The 15887-nt window shown below is 63.5% G+C and carries 15 protein-coding genes; 7 read left to right on the forward strand and 8 right to left on the reverse strand.

Annotated features, from left to right (window positions below):
* Nucleotides 1-66: 66 nt before the first annotated feature.
* Both AC3B5Q_RS12155 and AC3B5Q_RS12160 read right to left on the reverse strand, forming a co-directional pair.
* Entirely contained in the window at nt 67-600 is a 534-nt protein-coding gene (locus AC3B5Q_RS12155) for a cytochrome b (protein WP_488393099.1), read from the reverse strand.
* On the reverse strand, nt 597-1649 hold the full coding sequence (locus tag AC3B5Q_RS12160; protein ID WP_103462420.1) for a catalase family peroxidase: 1053 nt from the start codon (nt 1647-1649) through the stop codon (nt 597-599). Before AC3B5Q_RS12160 ends, AC3B5Q_RS12155 begins: the two co-directional genes overlap by 4 nt.
* A gap of 124 nt (nt 1650-1773) precedes the next feature.
* Here AC3B5Q_RS12160 and AC3B5Q_RS12165 point away from each other — a divergent pair, with 124 nt between their 5' ends.
* The gene (locus AC3B5Q_RS12165) at nt 1774-2295 is read left to right on the forward strand and encodes a sigma-70 family RNA polymerase sigma factor (RefSeq protein WP_021782377.1); all 522 of its coding nucleotides are present in this window, start codon (nt 1774-1776) and stop codon (nt 2293-2295) included.
* Nucleotides 2292-3044, forward strand: coding sequence for an anti-sigma factor family protein (locus tag AC3B5Q_RS12170; protein WP_488393100.1), 753 nt, complete (start codon nt 2292-2294; stop codon nt 3042-3044). Before AC3B5Q_RS12165 ends, AC3B5Q_RS12170 begins: the two co-directional genes overlap by 4 nt.
* Nucleotides 3045-3084: 40 nt before the next feature.
* On the opposite strand, the gene xthA is transcribed toward AC3B5Q_RS12170, so the two are convergent.
* The gene (gene xthA, locus AC3B5Q_RS12175; RefSeq protein WP_020192971.1) at nt 3085-3897 is read right to left on the reverse strand and encodes an exodeoxyribonuclease III; all 813 of its coding nucleotides are present in this window, start codon (nt 3895-3897) and stop codon (nt 3085-3087) included.
* 162 nt (nt 3898-4059) lie between these two features.
* Here xthA and AC3B5Q_RS12180 point away from each other — a divergent pair, with 162 nt between their 5' ends.
* Genes AC3B5Q_RS12180 through AC3B5Q_RS12190 form a run of 3 tightly spaced genes read left to right on the forward strand, consistent with a single transcriptional unit; the run spans nt 4060 to nt 10176 of the window.
* On the forward strand, nt 4060-4710 hold the full coding sequence (locus AC3B5Q_RS12180; RefSeq protein WP_004576713.1) for a GNAT family N-acetyltransferase: 651 nt from the start codon (nt 4060-4062) through the stop codon (nt 4708-4710).
* A 52-nt stretch (nt 4711-4762) separates the two neighbouring features.
* Nucleotides 4763-6505, forward strand: a complete 1743-nt coding sequence (locus AC3B5Q_RS12185) for an autotransporter assembly complex protein TamA (RefSeq protein WP_488393127.1) — start codon at nt 4763-4765, stop codon at nt 6503-6505.
* Nucleotides 6502-10176: a translocation/assembly module TamB domain-containing protein gene (locus AC3B5Q_RS12190; protein WP_488393101.1), complete on the forward strand. Its 3675-nt coding sequence runs from the start codon at nt 6502-6504 to the stop codon at nt 10174-10176. The genes AC3B5Q_RS12185 and AC3B5Q_RS12190 overlap by 4 nt, the downstream gene beginning before the upstream one ends.
* A gap of 19 nt (nt 10177-10195) precedes the next feature.
* Here the strand turns inward: AC3B5Q_RS12190 and AC3B5Q_RS12195 are convergent, their stop codons facing one another.
* The 4 genes from AC3B5Q_RS12195 to AC3B5Q_RS12210 form a co-directional block, all read right to left on the reverse strand.
* Nucleotides 10196-10750 carry a DUF2589 domain-containing protein gene (locus AC3B5Q_RS12195; protein WP_021782383.1) on the reverse strand — a complete coding sequence of 185 codons (555 nt, stop codon included), beginning with the start codon at nt 10748-10750 and terminating at the stop codon, nt 10196-10198.
* 75 nt (nt 10751-10825) lie between these two features.
* Nucleotides 10826-11470, reverse strand: coding sequence for a DUF2589 domain-containing protein (locus AC3B5Q_RS12200; RefSeq protein WP_488393102.1), 645 nt, complete (start codon nt 11468-11470; stop codon nt 10826-10828).
* A 61-nt stretch (nt 11471-11531) separates the two neighbouring features.
* Entirely contained in the window at nt 11532-11912 is a 381-nt protein-coding gene (locus tag AC3B5Q_RS12205) for a Mor transcription activator family protein (RefSeq protein WP_021782385.1), read from the reverse strand.
* A 251-nt stretch (nt 11913-12163) separates the two neighbouring features.
* The gene (locus AC3B5Q_RS12210; RefSeq protein ID WP_275966974.1) at nt 12164-12622 is read right to left on the reverse strand and encodes a hypothetical protein; all 459 of its coding nucleotides are present in this window, start codon (nt 12620-12622) and stop codon (nt 12164-12166) included.
* A gap of 151 nt (nt 12623-12773) precedes the next feature.
* Between AC3B5Q_RS12210 and AC3B5Q_RS12215 the strand changes: the two genes are divergently transcribed.
* Nucleotides 12774-12962: a hypothetical protein gene (locus AC3B5Q_RS12215; protein ID WP_003248064.1), complete on the forward strand. Its 189-nt coding sequence runs from the start codon at nt 12774-12776 to the stop codon at nt 12960-12962.
* A 36-nt stretch (nt 12963-12998) separates the two neighbouring features.
* Here the strand turns inward: AC3B5Q_RS12215 and AC3B5Q_RS12220 are convergent, their stop codons facing one another.
* Nucleotides 12999-13373 carry a hypothetical protein gene (locus AC3B5Q_RS12220; RefSeq protein WP_003248065.1) on the reverse strand — a complete coding sequence of 125 codons (375 nt, stop codon included), beginning with the start codon at nt 13371-13373 and terminating at the stop codon, nt 12999-13001.
* 196 nt (nt 13374-13569) lie between these two features.
* On the opposite strand from AC3B5Q_RS12220, the gene pvdQ reads away from it, so the two are divergent.
* Complete coding sequence (gene pvdQ / locus AC3B5Q_RS12225) at nt 13570-15879, forward strand: bifunctional acylase PvdQ (RefSeq protein ID WP_488393103.1); 2310 nt, start codon at nt 13570-13572, stop codon at nt 15877-15879.
* Nucleotides 15880-15887 lie beyond the last annotated feature (8 nt).

Below are 15887 nucleotides of genomic sequence, written 5' to 3' on the forward strand. Positions count from 1 at the left end.
GCGGCAAATAAAAGCCGATATTATTAAGAACTATTATCGAGTGTCGAATCCCTGGGCTGCTGCAGCTCAATCACTGCGGCGCAGGGGGCCAGGCCACATGCTACGCAACACACCGTCGCGGCGCACCCACGCGTGCATCAAGGCTGCACCCACATGCACCAGCACCGTGGCGAACAGCAGGTAGCCCGCCCAGCCATGGGCCTGGCGCAACACGGCATACAGTTGAAGGTTGTGGGGGGCAATGGCGGGCAAGCCGAGCGGGCGCGGGTAATCGCCGGCCGACAGCATGGCCCAGCCCAGCAGCGGCATGGCCAGCATCAGGCCATAGAGCAGCAGATGCGAGGCTCCGGCGGCCCAGCGCTGCAGTTTTGGCAGGTCGTTCGGCAGGGGCGGATGAGGTAGGGTCAGGCGCGCAGCAATGCGCAGCACCACCAGCACCAGCAGGGCCAGGCCGGTGGCCTTGTGCAGGCTGATCAGCACCGGGTGGCGTAGCGACAGGTCGGCGACCATGCTCACACCGATGAACAACATGGCCAGTATCAGCACGGCCATCAGCCAATGCAGCAAACGGGCAAAAGGGTGGAAGGCTTCAGGTTTCATGGCTTGGCTCCGGTGCTGAGCGATTCGCGGCTACGGCGGTTGAACGATTCCGAATAGGCGGCCGAGCGGGCGGCGAGGATCGGATCGGCCGATGCCTCTATACCGCGCGGCAGGATCAGCGGGTCGAAGTTGAGGTCGCGGCAGGCCCCTTGCTCGGGGGCGTCTACCTGTTCCAGCACCAGGGTGCCGGCGTCCACGCTACGCCGCTCGGTGGGCCACGGCCGGGCAGGGTCGTCCACGGCGTCGCCCGGTTCGGCCAGCACCAGACGCAGCTTCCAGCGCAACGGGCCTTGGGCAAGGCGTTGCTGCAAGTCGTGTTGCAGGAATTGCTTGTCATCAACCTGGGTGGGCAATGCCGCAAATGCAGTTTGTGGCTCAAGCTGCCAACGCACCGGGTGGGCCGCGCCAGCTGCGTCGATCAGGCGGAAGGCATTGATACTGTGGTATTGCGTGTTGGCGAAGCTGTCGCTGGGTTTGTAGCCCGCCGCCCATTGGCGAAACGCCGCGCTTTCCGGGTGGGCGGCAAAGAACGCCTGCAGCTTGCCAGGGTCCGGTTTGCCGGTAGCCGGGTCTGGTGTGCTCGCCAGTACTTGCTGGTAGAAAGCTTGCGGCGTGCTGACTGCCAGCACCGGTGGGTTGTTCATGCCCGTCCGCCAGACCTGACCGTCGTCGGTGCTTAGCTGAATCGCCAGGCTGCGAACGGGTATAGCGGTATCCGGGGCGAACGGGTTGGCACCGCCGATGGCAAAACGGCCCACCACCGGCACCCGTTGCTGGCTGAAGGCGCGCGCCGTGGACAGGTTGGCGGCCTGCCCGCTGGCCTGGAAGTAGCCGCTCACGCACAGGCCCTTGGCGTGGTTCTTGCGATAGCCGGGGTAATGCCCGGCCTGGGCTTCGAAGGTGTCGATGATGCGCTGTGGCGTCAGTCGGGGTTCGCCGAGCCAGCCGGCGGCATAGGCAAAGCCGGCACCTGCGGCCAGCATCACGCCGCCAATGGCGGCCAGGCGCAAGGCTTTGGCCGGGCCGTGCAAGGGTGTGTTCATGGTCATTGTCCGGTTCAGTGAAGGTGCCAGTACGACGGGGCAGGGAAAAAGTTATTCCCTCATCGGGAATAGAATTTGTTCACAGGCGTCTGCCCTTTACACTGACAACCCCAGAGGCCGGTACCTGACCATGCACGATTTGGACGACCACCAGTGGCGCGAGCTGCTGGCCCGCCTGCGCCGCTTTGCCGTGTGGCTGACCCGCGAGCCGGGCAGCGCCGACGACCTGGTGCAGGCGACGGTCGAGCGGGCCCTGAGCCGCCGCGACCAGCAGCGCGACGCTGATGCTCTGCGTGCCTGGCTGTTCACCATCCTTTATCGACAGTTCCTCGACGGTAAGCGTCGCGAGCGCTTGCATGCGCGCTGGCTGTCCTGGTTCGGCCGCAACGAGCGCGACGAAGAGCCGGCGGGTGACAACATCGAAGCCATCGTCCTGGCCCAGGCTGACCTACAGGCCTTTGCCCGGCTGTCGGCGGAGCAGCGTGCCTTGTTGCTGCTGGTCAGCATCGAAGGCTTGAGTTACAAGGAGGCCGCCCAGGCTTTGGGCATCCCCATCGGCACTGTGATGTCGCGCCTTTCGCGCGCGCGCAATGCCTTGCGCGAACTGACCGAGGGCAACCCCCAGCCCCCGGCCTTGCGGAGACTGAAATGACGCGCCTGATCCCCAGCGATGATGAATTGCACGCTTACGTCGATGAGCGCCTGGAACCTGTGCGCCGGGCCGAGGTGCAGGCCTGGCTGGCGGCCAACCCGCAAGCTGCGGCACGGGTGGAAGGCTGGCGCGCCGATGCCCGGCGGCTGCGTGCAGCGCTGGCCGGATTGGGCGAAATGCCCGGTGCGGCGCAGTTGGACCTTGGCCAGTTGCGTCGGCAATTGCGCCAGCGTCGGCAGCGACGCTGGGCTGCGGCGGCGGTGGTGATGCTGGCGTTGGGTGTGGGGGGCTTGGGCGGCTGGCAAGTGCGCGATACAACCCTTGCACGAGCCGACCTGCCCATGGCTGATGCTGTTCAGGCGCACCGTTTGTTCGCCGGCAGTGAAGCACTGGATATCCAGGCCAGTGATCCTGGGCAGCTGCGCGACTGGCTGGGCCGCCATTTCAGCCGGGTGGGCCAGTTACCGGACCTGGCGGGGTATGGCTTCAAACCGGTGGGCGCGCGCTTGCTCAGCAACGAGCAGGGGCCGGCTGCATTACTGGTGTTCGAAGATGGCAAGGGTCAGCGCATCAGCCTGTTCCTGCGCTCGCCGGGCAACCTTTATCGGCGCATGCCGGACGGGCAGCGGGTCGATGGCCAGCTGGAGGCGCGGTACTGGTCGCATGGGGCTTATAACTTTGCCCTGGTCAGCGCGGCGGACGATGTGCGTGGGGCAGGGGTGGGGGAGGCGTTGAGGCTGGGGTTGTGAGTGTGGGCCCAAGGCGTGCACCTTGGGCCCGTCACCAAAATCAGCTCAACTCCAGCCAGATCGGCGCATGGTCCGACGGTTTTTCCATCCCGCGCAGCTCATAGTCCACGCCCGCTGCCTTGATGCGCGGCACCAGCGGCTGCGAGGCCATGATCAGGTCGATGCGCAGGCCGCGCTTGGGCTCGTCCTCGAAGCCGCGGCTTCGGTAGTCGAACCAGCTGAAACGGTCGGTCACGTCCGGGTACAGGTGGCGGAAGCTGTCTACCAACCCCCAGCCTTTCAAACGTTCCATCCACTCACGCTCTTCCGGCAGGAAGCTGCACTTGCCGGTCTTCAGCCAGCGTTTGGCGTTGTCCGGGCCAATGCCGATATCACAGTCTTGCGGCGAGATGTTCATGTCGCCCATCACCAGCACTGGATGGTCGTTGCGGAACTGGCTTTCCAGCAGTGCCTGCAGGTCACTGTAGAAGCGCTGCTTGGCTGGGAACTTGGTGGGGTGGTCGCGGCTTTCACCCTGGGGGAAATAGCCGTTCATGATGGTGATCGGGCTGCCGTCAGCATCGGCGAAGGTACCCCAGATGAAGCGGCGCTGGGCATCTTCTTCGTCGGTGGCAAAGCCCTTGTGCAGGCTCAGCGGCGCCTGGCGCGACAGCAGGGCCACGCCGTAGTGGCCTTTCTGGCCATGGTAGTGCACGTGGTAACCCAGTGCCTGCACGTCGGCCAGCGGGAACTGATCGTCGCTGACCTTGGTTTCCTGCAGGCCGATCACGTCCGGCTGGTGCTTTTCGATCAGCGCCGCCAGCTGATGCGGGCGGGCCCGCAGGCCGTTGATGTTGAAACAGACGATCTTCATGGAAAGACAATCCCGGTAAAAGGCGCGATGCTAGCCGACATCGACCTGCATCACCAGCATGGCGGCCAGGCGAGCCTGCTGCTAACGTGCTGTTGGGGGTGAACGAAGCGCGCTGGGGCACCTCCAAGGCACTGAACGCCCATTCCAGGAGGTCTTTCCGCAATGCCCGAAACCACAGCCGCCCCGGCCCGTGTCTGCCTGCTCGACGATGGTTACAGCCGCGAGGCACGTTCGCTGCTGTACAACGCCTACCGCCACGAGCCCACCTTCGCCTATATCTTCGAAGCCCAGCGCCCGGGGTATGAGCGGCGCCTGCGGGTGATGGTGCGCGAATGGGTGCGCCAGCACTTCTACCTGCAACTGCCCGCCATTGGCCTGCTGGTCGAGGACCGCCTGATTGCCCTGGCCCTGATCGTGCCGCCGCAGCGCCGGCTGGGCGTGGCCGACAGCTGGGCCTGGCGCCTGCGCATGATGCTGGGTACCGGCCTGCGCTGTACGCGGCGCTACATGGACTACCAGGCTGCGTTGGCCAGCTGTCTGCCCACTGACCAGGTGCATGTGCTGCCTTTGCTGGGGGTGCATCCGCAGTTTCAGGGCAAGCACTACGGCGAGCAATTGTTACAAGCCGTGCACGACTGGTGCGCGGAAGACCCAGGCACCCAAGGGGTGGTGCTGGACACTGGTAACGAGCACTACCTGGCTTTTTACCAGCGTCAGGGTTATGAGGAAATTGGCGAAGTAGCTGTAGGACCGATCCGAGAGAGGGTGTTCTTTCATCCTAATCCAGTCTCTTCAAAACCCGCTTTTGCCTGAACAGGCCGCCAGGCGGCTCCCTTGAGCGCCTGGCTCTGGTAGCATGCGCCGCATGACGTATTCAGGAAGATTGACCTGGGGCCTGGTTTTCTGGGTTGCCAGTTTCGCAGCATGGGGCCAGAGCGAGTTGTTGGTGAAGGTGAAGCCGGCCAACAAGGCGCTCAAGGCCAATGTCGAAGGCTATATAGGTACCTTGGGTGACCGCGACGAAGAAGCACTTTTGCGCTTCAGTCGCGGGGCAGAGGAGCAGGCGCGCAAAGCGGCGCAGGCACTCGGCTACTATCAGGCGCAGATCGATACCGAGGTCAAGCCCGCCAGCGACGCAGACCATCCCCCACAACTGATCATCAGCATCAACCCGGGCGAACCGATTCGCCTGCGCAACGTGACCGTGCGCATCGAGGGCCCGGCCAGCGAAATGAAAGCCTTCCGTGTGCCTGACAGCAAGGCGCTGCGTGCGGGTGAACAGCTCAATCACGGCCATTACGAGGATGCCAAGCGGTTGATCCAGAACCAGGCGTCGCGCTATGGCTTCTTCAGTGGGCGCTTCAGTAGCCAGCGCCTGGCCGTCGACCCGCAAGCCGGTGTGGCCGATATCGACCTGGTCTATCAGAGTGGCCCACGTTATCGCCTGGGCGCCGTCACGTTCGGTGGCGACACGCCGCTGGACGAGGACCTGCTGCAGCGTATGGTTTCGTTCCAGCCGGGCACCCCTTACGACTCGGAACTGATCGCAGAACTGAACAACGACCTGCAATCGAGCGGCTATTTCGAAGGCGTGCGTGTTGATGCGGCGCCCACTGCTGCTGTGGGCGAAGACATCCCGGTGGATGTTCACCTGGAAACCCGTAAACCTCGCACCATGGGCCTTGGCCTGGGCTTCTCGACCGACGTCGGGCCGCGTGGCAAGGCCAACTGGACCCGCCACTGGGTCAACCCGCAAGGCCACAGCTATGGCTGGGAAACCGAACTGTCGGCACCGCGCCAGAACGTCGGCCTGTGGTACGACATTCCGCTCGACCCGCCGCTGACCGACAAGCTGCGCTTTGCCGGTGGCTACCAGAATGAGGAGCTTGCCGGTACCGACTCGCTCAGCAAGCTGTTGACAGTCGGCCCCGAGTGGCACAGCAAGCTGCCCAGTGGCTGGCAGCGGGTGATTTCGCTCAAGTACCAACGCGAAGAATATCGCCTGGGTGACGACTCCGGTTTGAGCAACCTGCTGATGCCGGGCGTCAGCTATTCCTTCCTGCGCAGTGACAACCGCATCGATCCGCACAACGGCTATCGCCTGCAGTTCGATGTTCAAGTCGCCAAGGAAAGGCTGGTTTCCGACACCAACCTGCTACACGGCAACGTATTGCTCAAAGGCCTGACCACGCTCGGCCACAACCACCGCTTTCTCGGGCGCGTACAGTTTGGCGGCAGTGCGACCAATGGCTTCAAGAACAACATTCCGCCGTCGCTGCGGTTCTTCGCGGGTGGCGACCAGAGTGTGCGCGGTTATGACTACCAGACCCTGTCGCCGAAGAACAGCGACGGTGACCGTATTGGTGGGCGCTATCTGGTGGCAGGCAGTGTCGAGTACCAGTATTCGCTGACCGAAAAATGGCGGGTCGCGACATTCGTCGACCAAGGCAACTCGTTCAACGACCTGGAGCTGCCCAGCCTCAAGACCGGTGTCGGCTTTGGTGTGCGCTGGGTATCGCCGGTCGGGCCGCTGCGCCTGGACCTGGCCAAGGCGCTGGATGACGAAGGGGGCATTCGCCTGCACTTTTCCATGGGGCCCGAGCTGTGAAACGCGTGATCAAATATATTTCACTGGGCCTGCTTGGGGGCGTCGCGAGCGTGGCCCTGGTGCTCGGCTTGCTGCTGGGTACCCAGGCCGGCAGCCGCTGGGTACTGGGCAAGGTGCCTGGGCTTGAAGTGGCCGACTTCCAGGGGCGCCTGGCGGGCAGTTGGCAGGCCAGCCGGCTGAGCTGGGCCGACGCCGGCAGCAAGGTAGAGTTACAAGCGCCGTTGCTGGCCTGGTCGCCGGCTTGTTTGCTGCGCGCTACCTTGTGCATTGACCGGTTGCAGGCAGACCGCATTGACATGGCCTTTGCGCCAAGCACCGAACCGGCCGAGAGCGGTCCGCTGCAATTGCCGACGCTGCGGTTGCCGGTGGCCATCGAACTGGGCGAGGTCAAGGTCGGGCAGTTGCGCCTGGATGGCAGTGACCTGCTTGGCGACTTGCAACTGGCTGCGCACTGGACCCACAGCGGGATACGCATCGACAGCCTGCGGCTGCTGCGCGACGACCTGCAATTGAGCCTGCAGGGTGACCTGCAACCCGAAGGCGACTGGCCGGTGCAATTGCAGGCGCAGTTGCAGTTGCCTGCGGTAGACGAAAAACCCTGGCAACTGGCGCTGACGGCCAATGGCCAATTGCAGAAGACGTTGGAACTCGCCGGCACCAGCAGTGGTTACCTCGATGCCACATTGAGTGGGCAGTTGCAGGCATTGGCCGAGCACCTGCCGGCGACCTTGAGCATCCGCTCCGAGGCGTTCAAACCGGCTGGTGCGTTGCCTGACACCATGCAATTGAACGCGCTCGAGCTCGATGCCAAGGGCGATCTGCTCGATGGCTATCAACTGTCTGGCAGGGCCAGCCTGCCGGCCGAGCAGTCACCCATCGCCTTGGTCCTGTCCGGACTGGTCAACAGTAAAGGGGCCAGGCTCGATGCCCTCGACCTGACCGCCAGCGACAGCCAACGGGTCAAGCTGCAAGCCACGGCTGACTGGCAGCAAGGCCTGAGCGCCGATGCGCAGCTGGACTGGCAGGACTTCCCGTGGTTGCGCCTGTATCCACTGGAAACACCCCCCGAGGTCACGCTCAAGCGCTTCAATACCCAAGTGCATTATCGCGATGGCAATTACCAGGGCACCTTCATGGGTGACCTGGATGGCCCGGCGGGAGCATTCAGCATAACCAGCCCGTTCGAAGGTGACCTCACCCAGGTGAAACTGCCACAGTTGGCGCTGACCGCCGGCCAGGGCAAGGCAGCCGGGAGTGTCGCCTTACGTTTTGCCGACACCCTGGCCTGGGAGGTCGACCTGCAGCTGTCCGCGCTCGACCCGGCCTATTGGCTGGCCGAACTGCCCGGTACCTTGGCGGGGCCACTGCGCAGCAAAGGCGAACTGAAAGGCGATGCGCTTACCCTCGACGCCCAGCTTGACCTCAAAGGCCGCCTGCGTGGCCAGCCAGCCATGCTCAAGGCCGAGGCCCAAGGGGCAGGGCAGAGCTGGACCCTGGGCGCACTGGCTATCCAGCTGGGTGACAACCGCATCAACGGCAGTGGCAGCCTGCAACAGCGCCTGGCGGGGCGAATCGACCTCGACCTGCCGCGCCTGGGCCAGCTGTGGCCAAGGTTGCAAGGCCGGGTCAAGGGTCGGCTGGATGTCGCCGGCACCTTGCAGGCCCCGCAAGGTACGCTGAGCCTGCAGGGCCAGCGCTTGGCCCAGGCCGAAAACCGTCTGCAGCAGCTGGACCTGGATGCGCGCCTGGACAGCGCCCAGCGCGGTGTACTCGAGCTCAAGGCAACCGGTATCCACCTGGGTGACACAGCCTTGGGCACGTTGCAGGCCAACGGCAAAGGCGACATTCGCCAGCAGGCCTTGACCCTGGCGCTGGACGGCCCGCAGCTCAAGCTCGACCTTGGCCTGGATGGCCAGTTGAACAAAGGTGACTGGCGCGGGCGCCTGGCCACGGGCCGAATCCAGGCCGGTGGCCAGGACTGGCAGTTGCAGGCGCCTGCACGCCTGCAGCGGCTGGCCAGCGGCCAGCTCGACTTCGGGGCCCACTGCTGGCGCTCCGGCCAGGCAAGCCTGTGTGGCGATGATCAGCGGCTCGCCCCCGAACCGCGCCTGCGCTACCACCTCAAGCAGTTCCCGCTGGGCAGCCTGGCCCAGTGGCTGCCGAAGGACTTTGCCTGGCAAGGCCTGCTCAATGCCGATATCAACCTGGACATCCCGGCCAGCGGCCCCAAGGGCACTGTCGTTGTCGATGCCAGTGGCGGCACCCTGCGCGTGCGCGACAAAGGCCGCTGGATCGATTTCCCTTATCAGGCCCTGCGCCTGGACAGCACGCTGGCACCGCGGCGCATCGATACGCGCCTGGCGTTTCGCGGTGAGCGCCTGGGTGAGCTGAACGTCAACGCCCGGCTCGATCCGCTGGGCAAGAACAAACCGTTGTCGGGTGATTTCCGCCTGGCCGGGCTGGACTTGTCGGTGGCCCGTCCGTTCGTGCCCATGGTCGAACGCCTGGCCGGGCAGCTCAATGGCAGTGGTCGGCTTTCAGGCACCTTGCTGGCACCACAGGTAAACGGCAACCTGATGCTCAGCGGTGGCGAAGTCAGTGGTGCCGAGCTGCCGGCCAGCCTTCAGGACCTGTCATTGCAGGCGCTGATTGCCGGCGAGCAGGTGCAGCTCAACGGCAATTGGCGCAGTGGCGAGGCGGGACGTGGCCAGTTGAGCGGCAACCTCACCTGGGGGCAGGCACTGGGCATGGACGTGCGTCTGCAAGGTCAGCAACTGCCGGTCGCGGTCGAGCCCTACGCCACACTGGAAGTTGCCCCGGACCTGACGTTGCGCCTGATCGATGACAAGCTGGCGGTGACCGGCAAGGTGCAGGTGCCCAAGGGCAAGATCACTGTGCGTGAGCTGCCGCCGTCCACGGTCAAGGTGTCGGATGACACGGTAATCGTCGGTCACCAGACCGAGGAAGGCAAACCACCCATGGCAATGGCCATGGACATCGATGTCGAAGTGGGCCGCGAAAAGCTGTCATTCAGCGGCTTCGGGCTTACCGCCAACCTGCTTGGCCATGTGCACATCGGCGATAACCTCGATACCCGTGGTGAACTGAGCCTGGCGGACGGCCGCTACCGTGCCTACGGCCAGCGCCTCACCATACGGCGGGCGCGACTGCTGTTCGCCGGACCGATCGACCAGCCGTACCTGGACATCGAAGCGATCCGCAAGGTTGACGATGTGATAGCCGGTATCCGCCTGAGTGGCAGCGCCGAACAGCCGACGACCAAAGTGTTCTCGGAGCCGGCCATGAGCCAGGAGCAGGCGCTTTCGTACCTGGTATTGGGGCGGCCATTGGGCAATACCGGTGAAGATAACAACATGCTCGCCGAGGCAGCGCTGGGCCTGGGCCTTGCCGGGAGCGCCGGCATCACCGGCAGCCTGGCGTCGAGCCTGGGAATTGACGACTTTCAACTGGATACCGAAGGTTCCGGCAACAGCACCAGCGTGGTCGCCAGCGGTAACATCACCGAGAAGCTGAGCCTTCGTTACGGGGTGGGGGTGTTCGAGCCGGCCAACACGATCGCGTTGCGCTACAAGCTAAGCAAGAAGGTCTACCTCGAGGCCGCCAGTGGGCTGGCAAGCTCACTGGACATCTTCTACAAACGCGACTTCTAAGCCCGCAGCGTGGCGGCCATCAACGGACGGTGGCCGCCTCGATGAACTCGTTGGTGTCGGGTGAGGGTGGTGGAGTGGTGGCGCGTACCGGAACGATCAGGTTGGTGTATTCCTCGATCAACCGGTTCAGAGCCTCTGGCGGTTCGCTTGCCTGGAACTGCATGCGGATCTGCACTTCGTCCGGGTCTCGGTTTTCGCCCTGACGGCCTTGGCCGCCAATGGTGACCTTGAAGCTTGCGGTCTTGCTCTCGCTTGCGGTCAGCAGTGCCTGCTGCGCCTCGGTGCCTTTGACCCTTACCGACAGGTCGACCTGCATGCGCTCCAGGGCCAGGCCTTTCGGTGACACCAGCGCAAACAAGGGGACGCGCATGATGTGCTGCCCATCCATGGCCACCTCGACCATCTTGGCTTTCATGGGGGCGCCCAGTGCTTCAGTGTCGCATTCGAAAAACTGGTCAAACAGGTTGATGTACTGCTGGGCAATCAGGCTATTGGTGGCACTGGCGGCTTCTTGCAGGCCACGGGTAATTTCACGCAGGTCAATGGAGGTCATGGGGGCGGGGGGCTTTTGCAACGATTCGACTCCTCAGGCCAGGGTGTGCCCCTCCCAAAACCGGCAGGAGGGGCAATCGGGTCAAGCGCCAGCGGTTTACGGGGTCGGCAGGTTTGCAGGCGCAGGTCGTTTCAAGGTATCCGCCTGGGAGATTTCGTCCGGGCATTCCAGTTCGGCGGTTCGGACAACGGTTGGCTTGGTTGCGGCGTCAGTGAGGAACTCGATTACCCTCATCATCGCTTCGGGCGGTTCCTGACGTTTCAGGGTCGTGTTGAAGGCATAGCGGGCGCGGGTATCTGTTTTGCGGGTTTGCGTGGATTTGTGGCTCACGCTGCCTTTCACGTTCAGCCTGAACGGCCCCCATCCCAGTGAGCCGGTAGCTTCTGCATTCATGTCCTTGCTGGAAACATCTTCCGACATCTGGTTGATAACCAGCTCGAACTCTACATTACCCTCTTCGAAGGAAATGTTCGGGTGGGTAATGGCCGCCATCAGCGGCACTTTCATGGTCTTGCTGACCACGCCTTTGTATTCGCCCTGTTCGTCGACGATGGTTTCGTCGTAGTCGAACTGGATGGCGACGGCCTTGCCATCCTGAACGCATACCTGCATCAGGAAGTCGGCGTACGATTTGCTGGCGGTTACCTGCGCCTGGACCATGGCCTGCAAGGGACCGGCGATCATGCGGTCCATCGGCAGGGCATTGATCACGGAGCCTATAAGGCTGTTATCTAACGACATATCGAGAAGCTCACTCTAGTGGGGTAAGTCAGCCGCAAATAGCAGCCAAGGTGTTCGGGCGTCAGCGCGTGCAAAGCTCCTGGCGCCGGATGTTGCCGATCTGCCGCAGGCTCAGGCCGTACTTGTTGGCCAGCAGGCTGCGGGACAAACCGTTGGCGCTTTCCTTCTGGATCTGCTGGTTGCGCAGCTGACGCAGAAAGTGGTCAGCCTTGGGGATCTCCAGGGCGACCCCGGCAAAGCGCTTGATCAGTGCGTCGAGCGCTTCGGCCGGCAGCACGTCAGCGAGCTTGGTGCGCTCGCGGTGCTTGGGGATGTACTTGGGCCTGCCGCCATAGGCGCAGGTCAGTTGGTAGGCGTTTTCGATGCCGATACAGTCGATCAGGGCCTGCAGCGAGTGGGGCAGTTGGCTGATATCAATCTGGCTCAAATCTGGCTTTTGCATATGGCGCTCCTTCGGGGTAGATGGGATGTGCGACCCGATCACCCGCGGCGTTATGTCGAAGGTGTGAGCAAATTCTGTGCGACAGCCGAGGCGCGTCGCTAGGCGGCATAGGGGTTGGGGGTTGTAGTTTCGGTGAACAGGATTTGCAGGCAGCGATATCTGGCGCTGTAGGAAATGGCGTCGACATCTGGCTGTGCTTCCTGGTTTCCTGTCGGGTCGCTCGCGATGATGCGGAGCGGGTGCGGCACCCCTCAATCGCACGGGTAGCTGCTCAGCAAGCTGGCGCTACCCAGATAGGCTTGAGGGGTGGCGCGCATGCCCGGCGGCAACGTGCGCCAATCGACCAGCAGGCACAGCGCGTGCAACGGCTGGCCGTTGCGCTGGCCGATGACCTGGTCGGCAAAGTGGCGGCGGTACAGTACCTGGGTCTGATTCAGAGGCTGTGCCTGGTCGGCCTGCGCCAGCGTTTGTCGGGCCAGGTCGGGCAAGCGGGCTGTGGGCACGCTGAAATGTACCGGTGCAGTTTCGGTCTGCAGGTAACCGGCCTGGCGTACGCGTTGCCACAGTTGTTGCCATTGGCTGGCACCGGCATGGGTGGCCAACTCGCGGCCCAGTTCGAGCAGGTGCTCGGTCGGCGTCTGCTGGGTGTCCAGTGCATGAAGGGAGGGCGGGGTCAGTAACAGCGATGCGAACAACAGGGGTTTGTACATGGTGCCTCCGGCGTGGGTGCTAGGAAGCCCCATGCTTTCAGGCTGACGTCACCCCACCCAGCAGGAAATCCAGCGCCGGGGGCGGTGACCGTTGTATCATTGCCGCGGCTCGTTGCGAGCCATTTGCCCCTGATGTTGCAAGGAACATTCGATGACACACGTGCAGCGCCTCAAATATTCACTTCTGATCATCCTGGTGGTACTGGGCCTGATGCTGGGCCTGTCCCACCTGCAGAAGCAGGGCACGATCAGTGAGCAGACCTTCCAGATGCTGGCCATCGCCATTGCCGTGGTGGTCGTGGTGATCAACGGCATTCTGCGGCGCAAGGTCAAGCCCTGATCTGCGCGGGCCGGCCAGGTATGGCCGGCCATGCGCTCAGCGCGAGGGTGTTTGCTCCAGTACGGCGCGCGCCTGGGGGTTGAGCCTGTAGCACTTGTCGCTACCCAGTTGTATGACGCCTTCGGTACACAGGCGCTTGAGCACTTCACGCACACTGAGGAACGACAGCGGGATATCCAGCTGTTCCAGTTGTGCGTGCACCCCGCGTACGCCAATACTGCGGCCATTGCGGTCGGCGGCGTGCAAGGCATCGATAACCTTGAGGCGGATCAGGCTGGTGCGCAGGCCGAAGGTGCGCAACAGCTCGCGGATCTGTTCGTTGCCGATTCGTTCTTCAGCAAATACGTCCTGTTCCTTGGACGCTTTGCCTGGCGCGCGCCCGGCCTGGATCGAGGTTTGCGGGTTGTACATGCGAATGCTCCTTTTCGTGGACGAACCCGAAATGTGGGTGGCTCACTTACTAGGACGAATGAGAACGCAAAAACTGCAACCCATTCGTGAAAAAAATGCCTGTTTCTCATCAAGACGTTCCATCGCCTTGTAATACGTAAAATATTCATCTGGCCATTCGTCTGATCGGGATGACCCCCGAACCCGAGGAGTGCCCGTGTTTCCACTTTGCCGTCCCATGACTTGCGCCGGCCTGGCCGCTGCCCTGGTGGCCTTCAGCGTCGGTGTGCAGGCGCAACCCGCGATAGCCGACGCCAGTGCCCAGATCCGCTATACCCGATACGGCGTACCGCATATCGTGGCCAAGGATGAGCGTGGCCTGGGCTATGGCGTCGGCTATGCCTACGCCCAGGACAACCTATGCCTGCTCGCCAATGAAGTGCTGACCGTGAGCGGTGAGCGCTCACGCTATTTCGGCGCCAAGGGCAAGACCCTGGAGCAGCGTGACAACCTGACCAGCGACCTGTTCTTCACCTGGCTCAATAGCTCAGCGGCGGTCGATGCCTTCCTGCAGGCGCAACCCGCGCCGGTGCAGGCGTTGCTGGCGGGTTATGCCAGCGGCTACAACCGGGCGTTGGCCGAACGCCGTCGTCAAGGGCTGCCCGCCGAGTGTGGCGATGGTGAGTGGGTGCGGCCCATCAGCAGCCAGGATCTGGTCAAACTGACCCGCCGTTTACTGGCCGAGGGCGGTGTCGGGCAGTTCGTCGAGGCGTTGGCGGGGGCGCAACCGCCAACGCTGACCAGCCAGCAATCGTCAGCGGGCTTTGCCGCCGCTTTGGCGCGTCAGGCGCGGTTCGCCGCAGAGCGCGGCAGCAATGCAGTGGCAGTAGGCGCACAGCGTTCAGCCAATGGCCGCGGCCTGTTGCTGGCCAACCCGCACTTCCCGTGGATGGGCGGCATGCGCTTCTACCAGATGCAACTGACCATTCCTGGCCAGCTCGATGTGATGGGCGCGGCGCTACCGGGCCTGCCGGTGGTCAACATCGGTTTCAACAAGCACCTGGCGTGGACGCACACCGTCGACACTTCCAAGCACTTCACGCTCTACCGCCTGCAACTCGACCCCAAAGACCCGACGCGCTATATGCTTGATGGCAAGTCGCTGCCGATGGCCCGGCAAACCCTCCGTGTTGCGGTCAAGGGCGCGGATGGCCGCCTGAGCCAGATTGAGCGGCCGGTCTACAGTTCGCAGTTCGGCCCGGTGGTGCAATGGCCAGGTCGCCTGGACTGGGATGCGCGGGCGGCCTACAGCGTGCGAGACGCCAACCTTGAGAATTCGCGGGTGTTGCAGCAGTGGTACCAGATCAACCGAGCCGACAACCTGGCGGCATTGAGGGGATCGGTCGAGCAGTTGCAGGGTATCCCATGGGTCAACACGCTGGCGGTGGACGAAGGGGGGCGGGCCTTGTACCTGAACCAGTCGGTGGTGCCCTACGTCGACCAGCACTTGCTGGATGCTTGCAGCAACCCGCAGGCGCAAGGGCAGCTGGTGGTGCTGGATGGCTCGCGCAGTGCATGCCAGTGGAAAGTTGACGCGCAGGCGGCGCAACCGGGCATCTTCCCGGCGCGACTGCTGCCAAGCCTGGAGCGAGACGACTTCGTGCAGAACTCCAACGACCCGGCCTGGATGGCCAACCCGGCGCAGCCGCTGACCGGCTACTCACCACTGGTCAGCCGCAATGACCAGCCACTGGGTATGCGTGGCCGCTTTGCCTTGCAGCGCCTGCAGGGCAAAGCCCGGTTAGGAGTAGATGAACTGCAGCGCATGGTCACCGATGACGAGGTGTACCTGGCCAGCCTGGTGTTGCCAGACCTGCTGCAATGGTGCAAAGGTGCCAGCGCAGATGTGCAGGCCGTGTGCAGCAGCCTTGCCGCCTGGAACGGCAAGGCCGACCTCGACAGTGGTATGGGCCTGGTGCACTTCCAGAACCTGTTCAGTGCGCTGGCCGAGCACCCGGAAAGCTGGCGAGTGGCATTCAACCCGGCCGACCCGCAACACACCCCGCGCGGCCTGGCTGTCGAGCAGGCGGTAGTGAGCAGGCGGGTACATCAGGCAGCACTGGCGTCGCTCAAGCAGGTCAGTGAAAGTGGCGTTGCCGGAGAGGCACGGTGGGGGCAGGTGCAACAGTCCCTTGATGGCACGCCGGTACCGGGCGGCCCGCAGGCGCTAGGGGTGTACAACGCGATCTACAGCGTGCCGCATGGGCAGGGCAAGCGGCTGGTGGTGAGTGGCACCAGCTACCTGCAACTGGTCAGCTTTACCGACAAGGGGCCAGAAGCCCGTGGCCTGCTGGCGTTTTCCCAGTCGAGTGAGAAGGCTTCGGCGCATGCCAGTGACCAGACCAAGGCATTTGCGGCCAAGCAATTGGCGGTGATTCCGTTTACCGAGGCGCAGATCAAGGCAGACCCGGAGTATCGGGAAGTGGTGATCAGTGAGCGGGACAAGGGGGCAGTTGCGCAGCAGTAAGGCATGCT

The organism is Pseudomonas sp. D5(2026) (assembly GCF_057766845.1).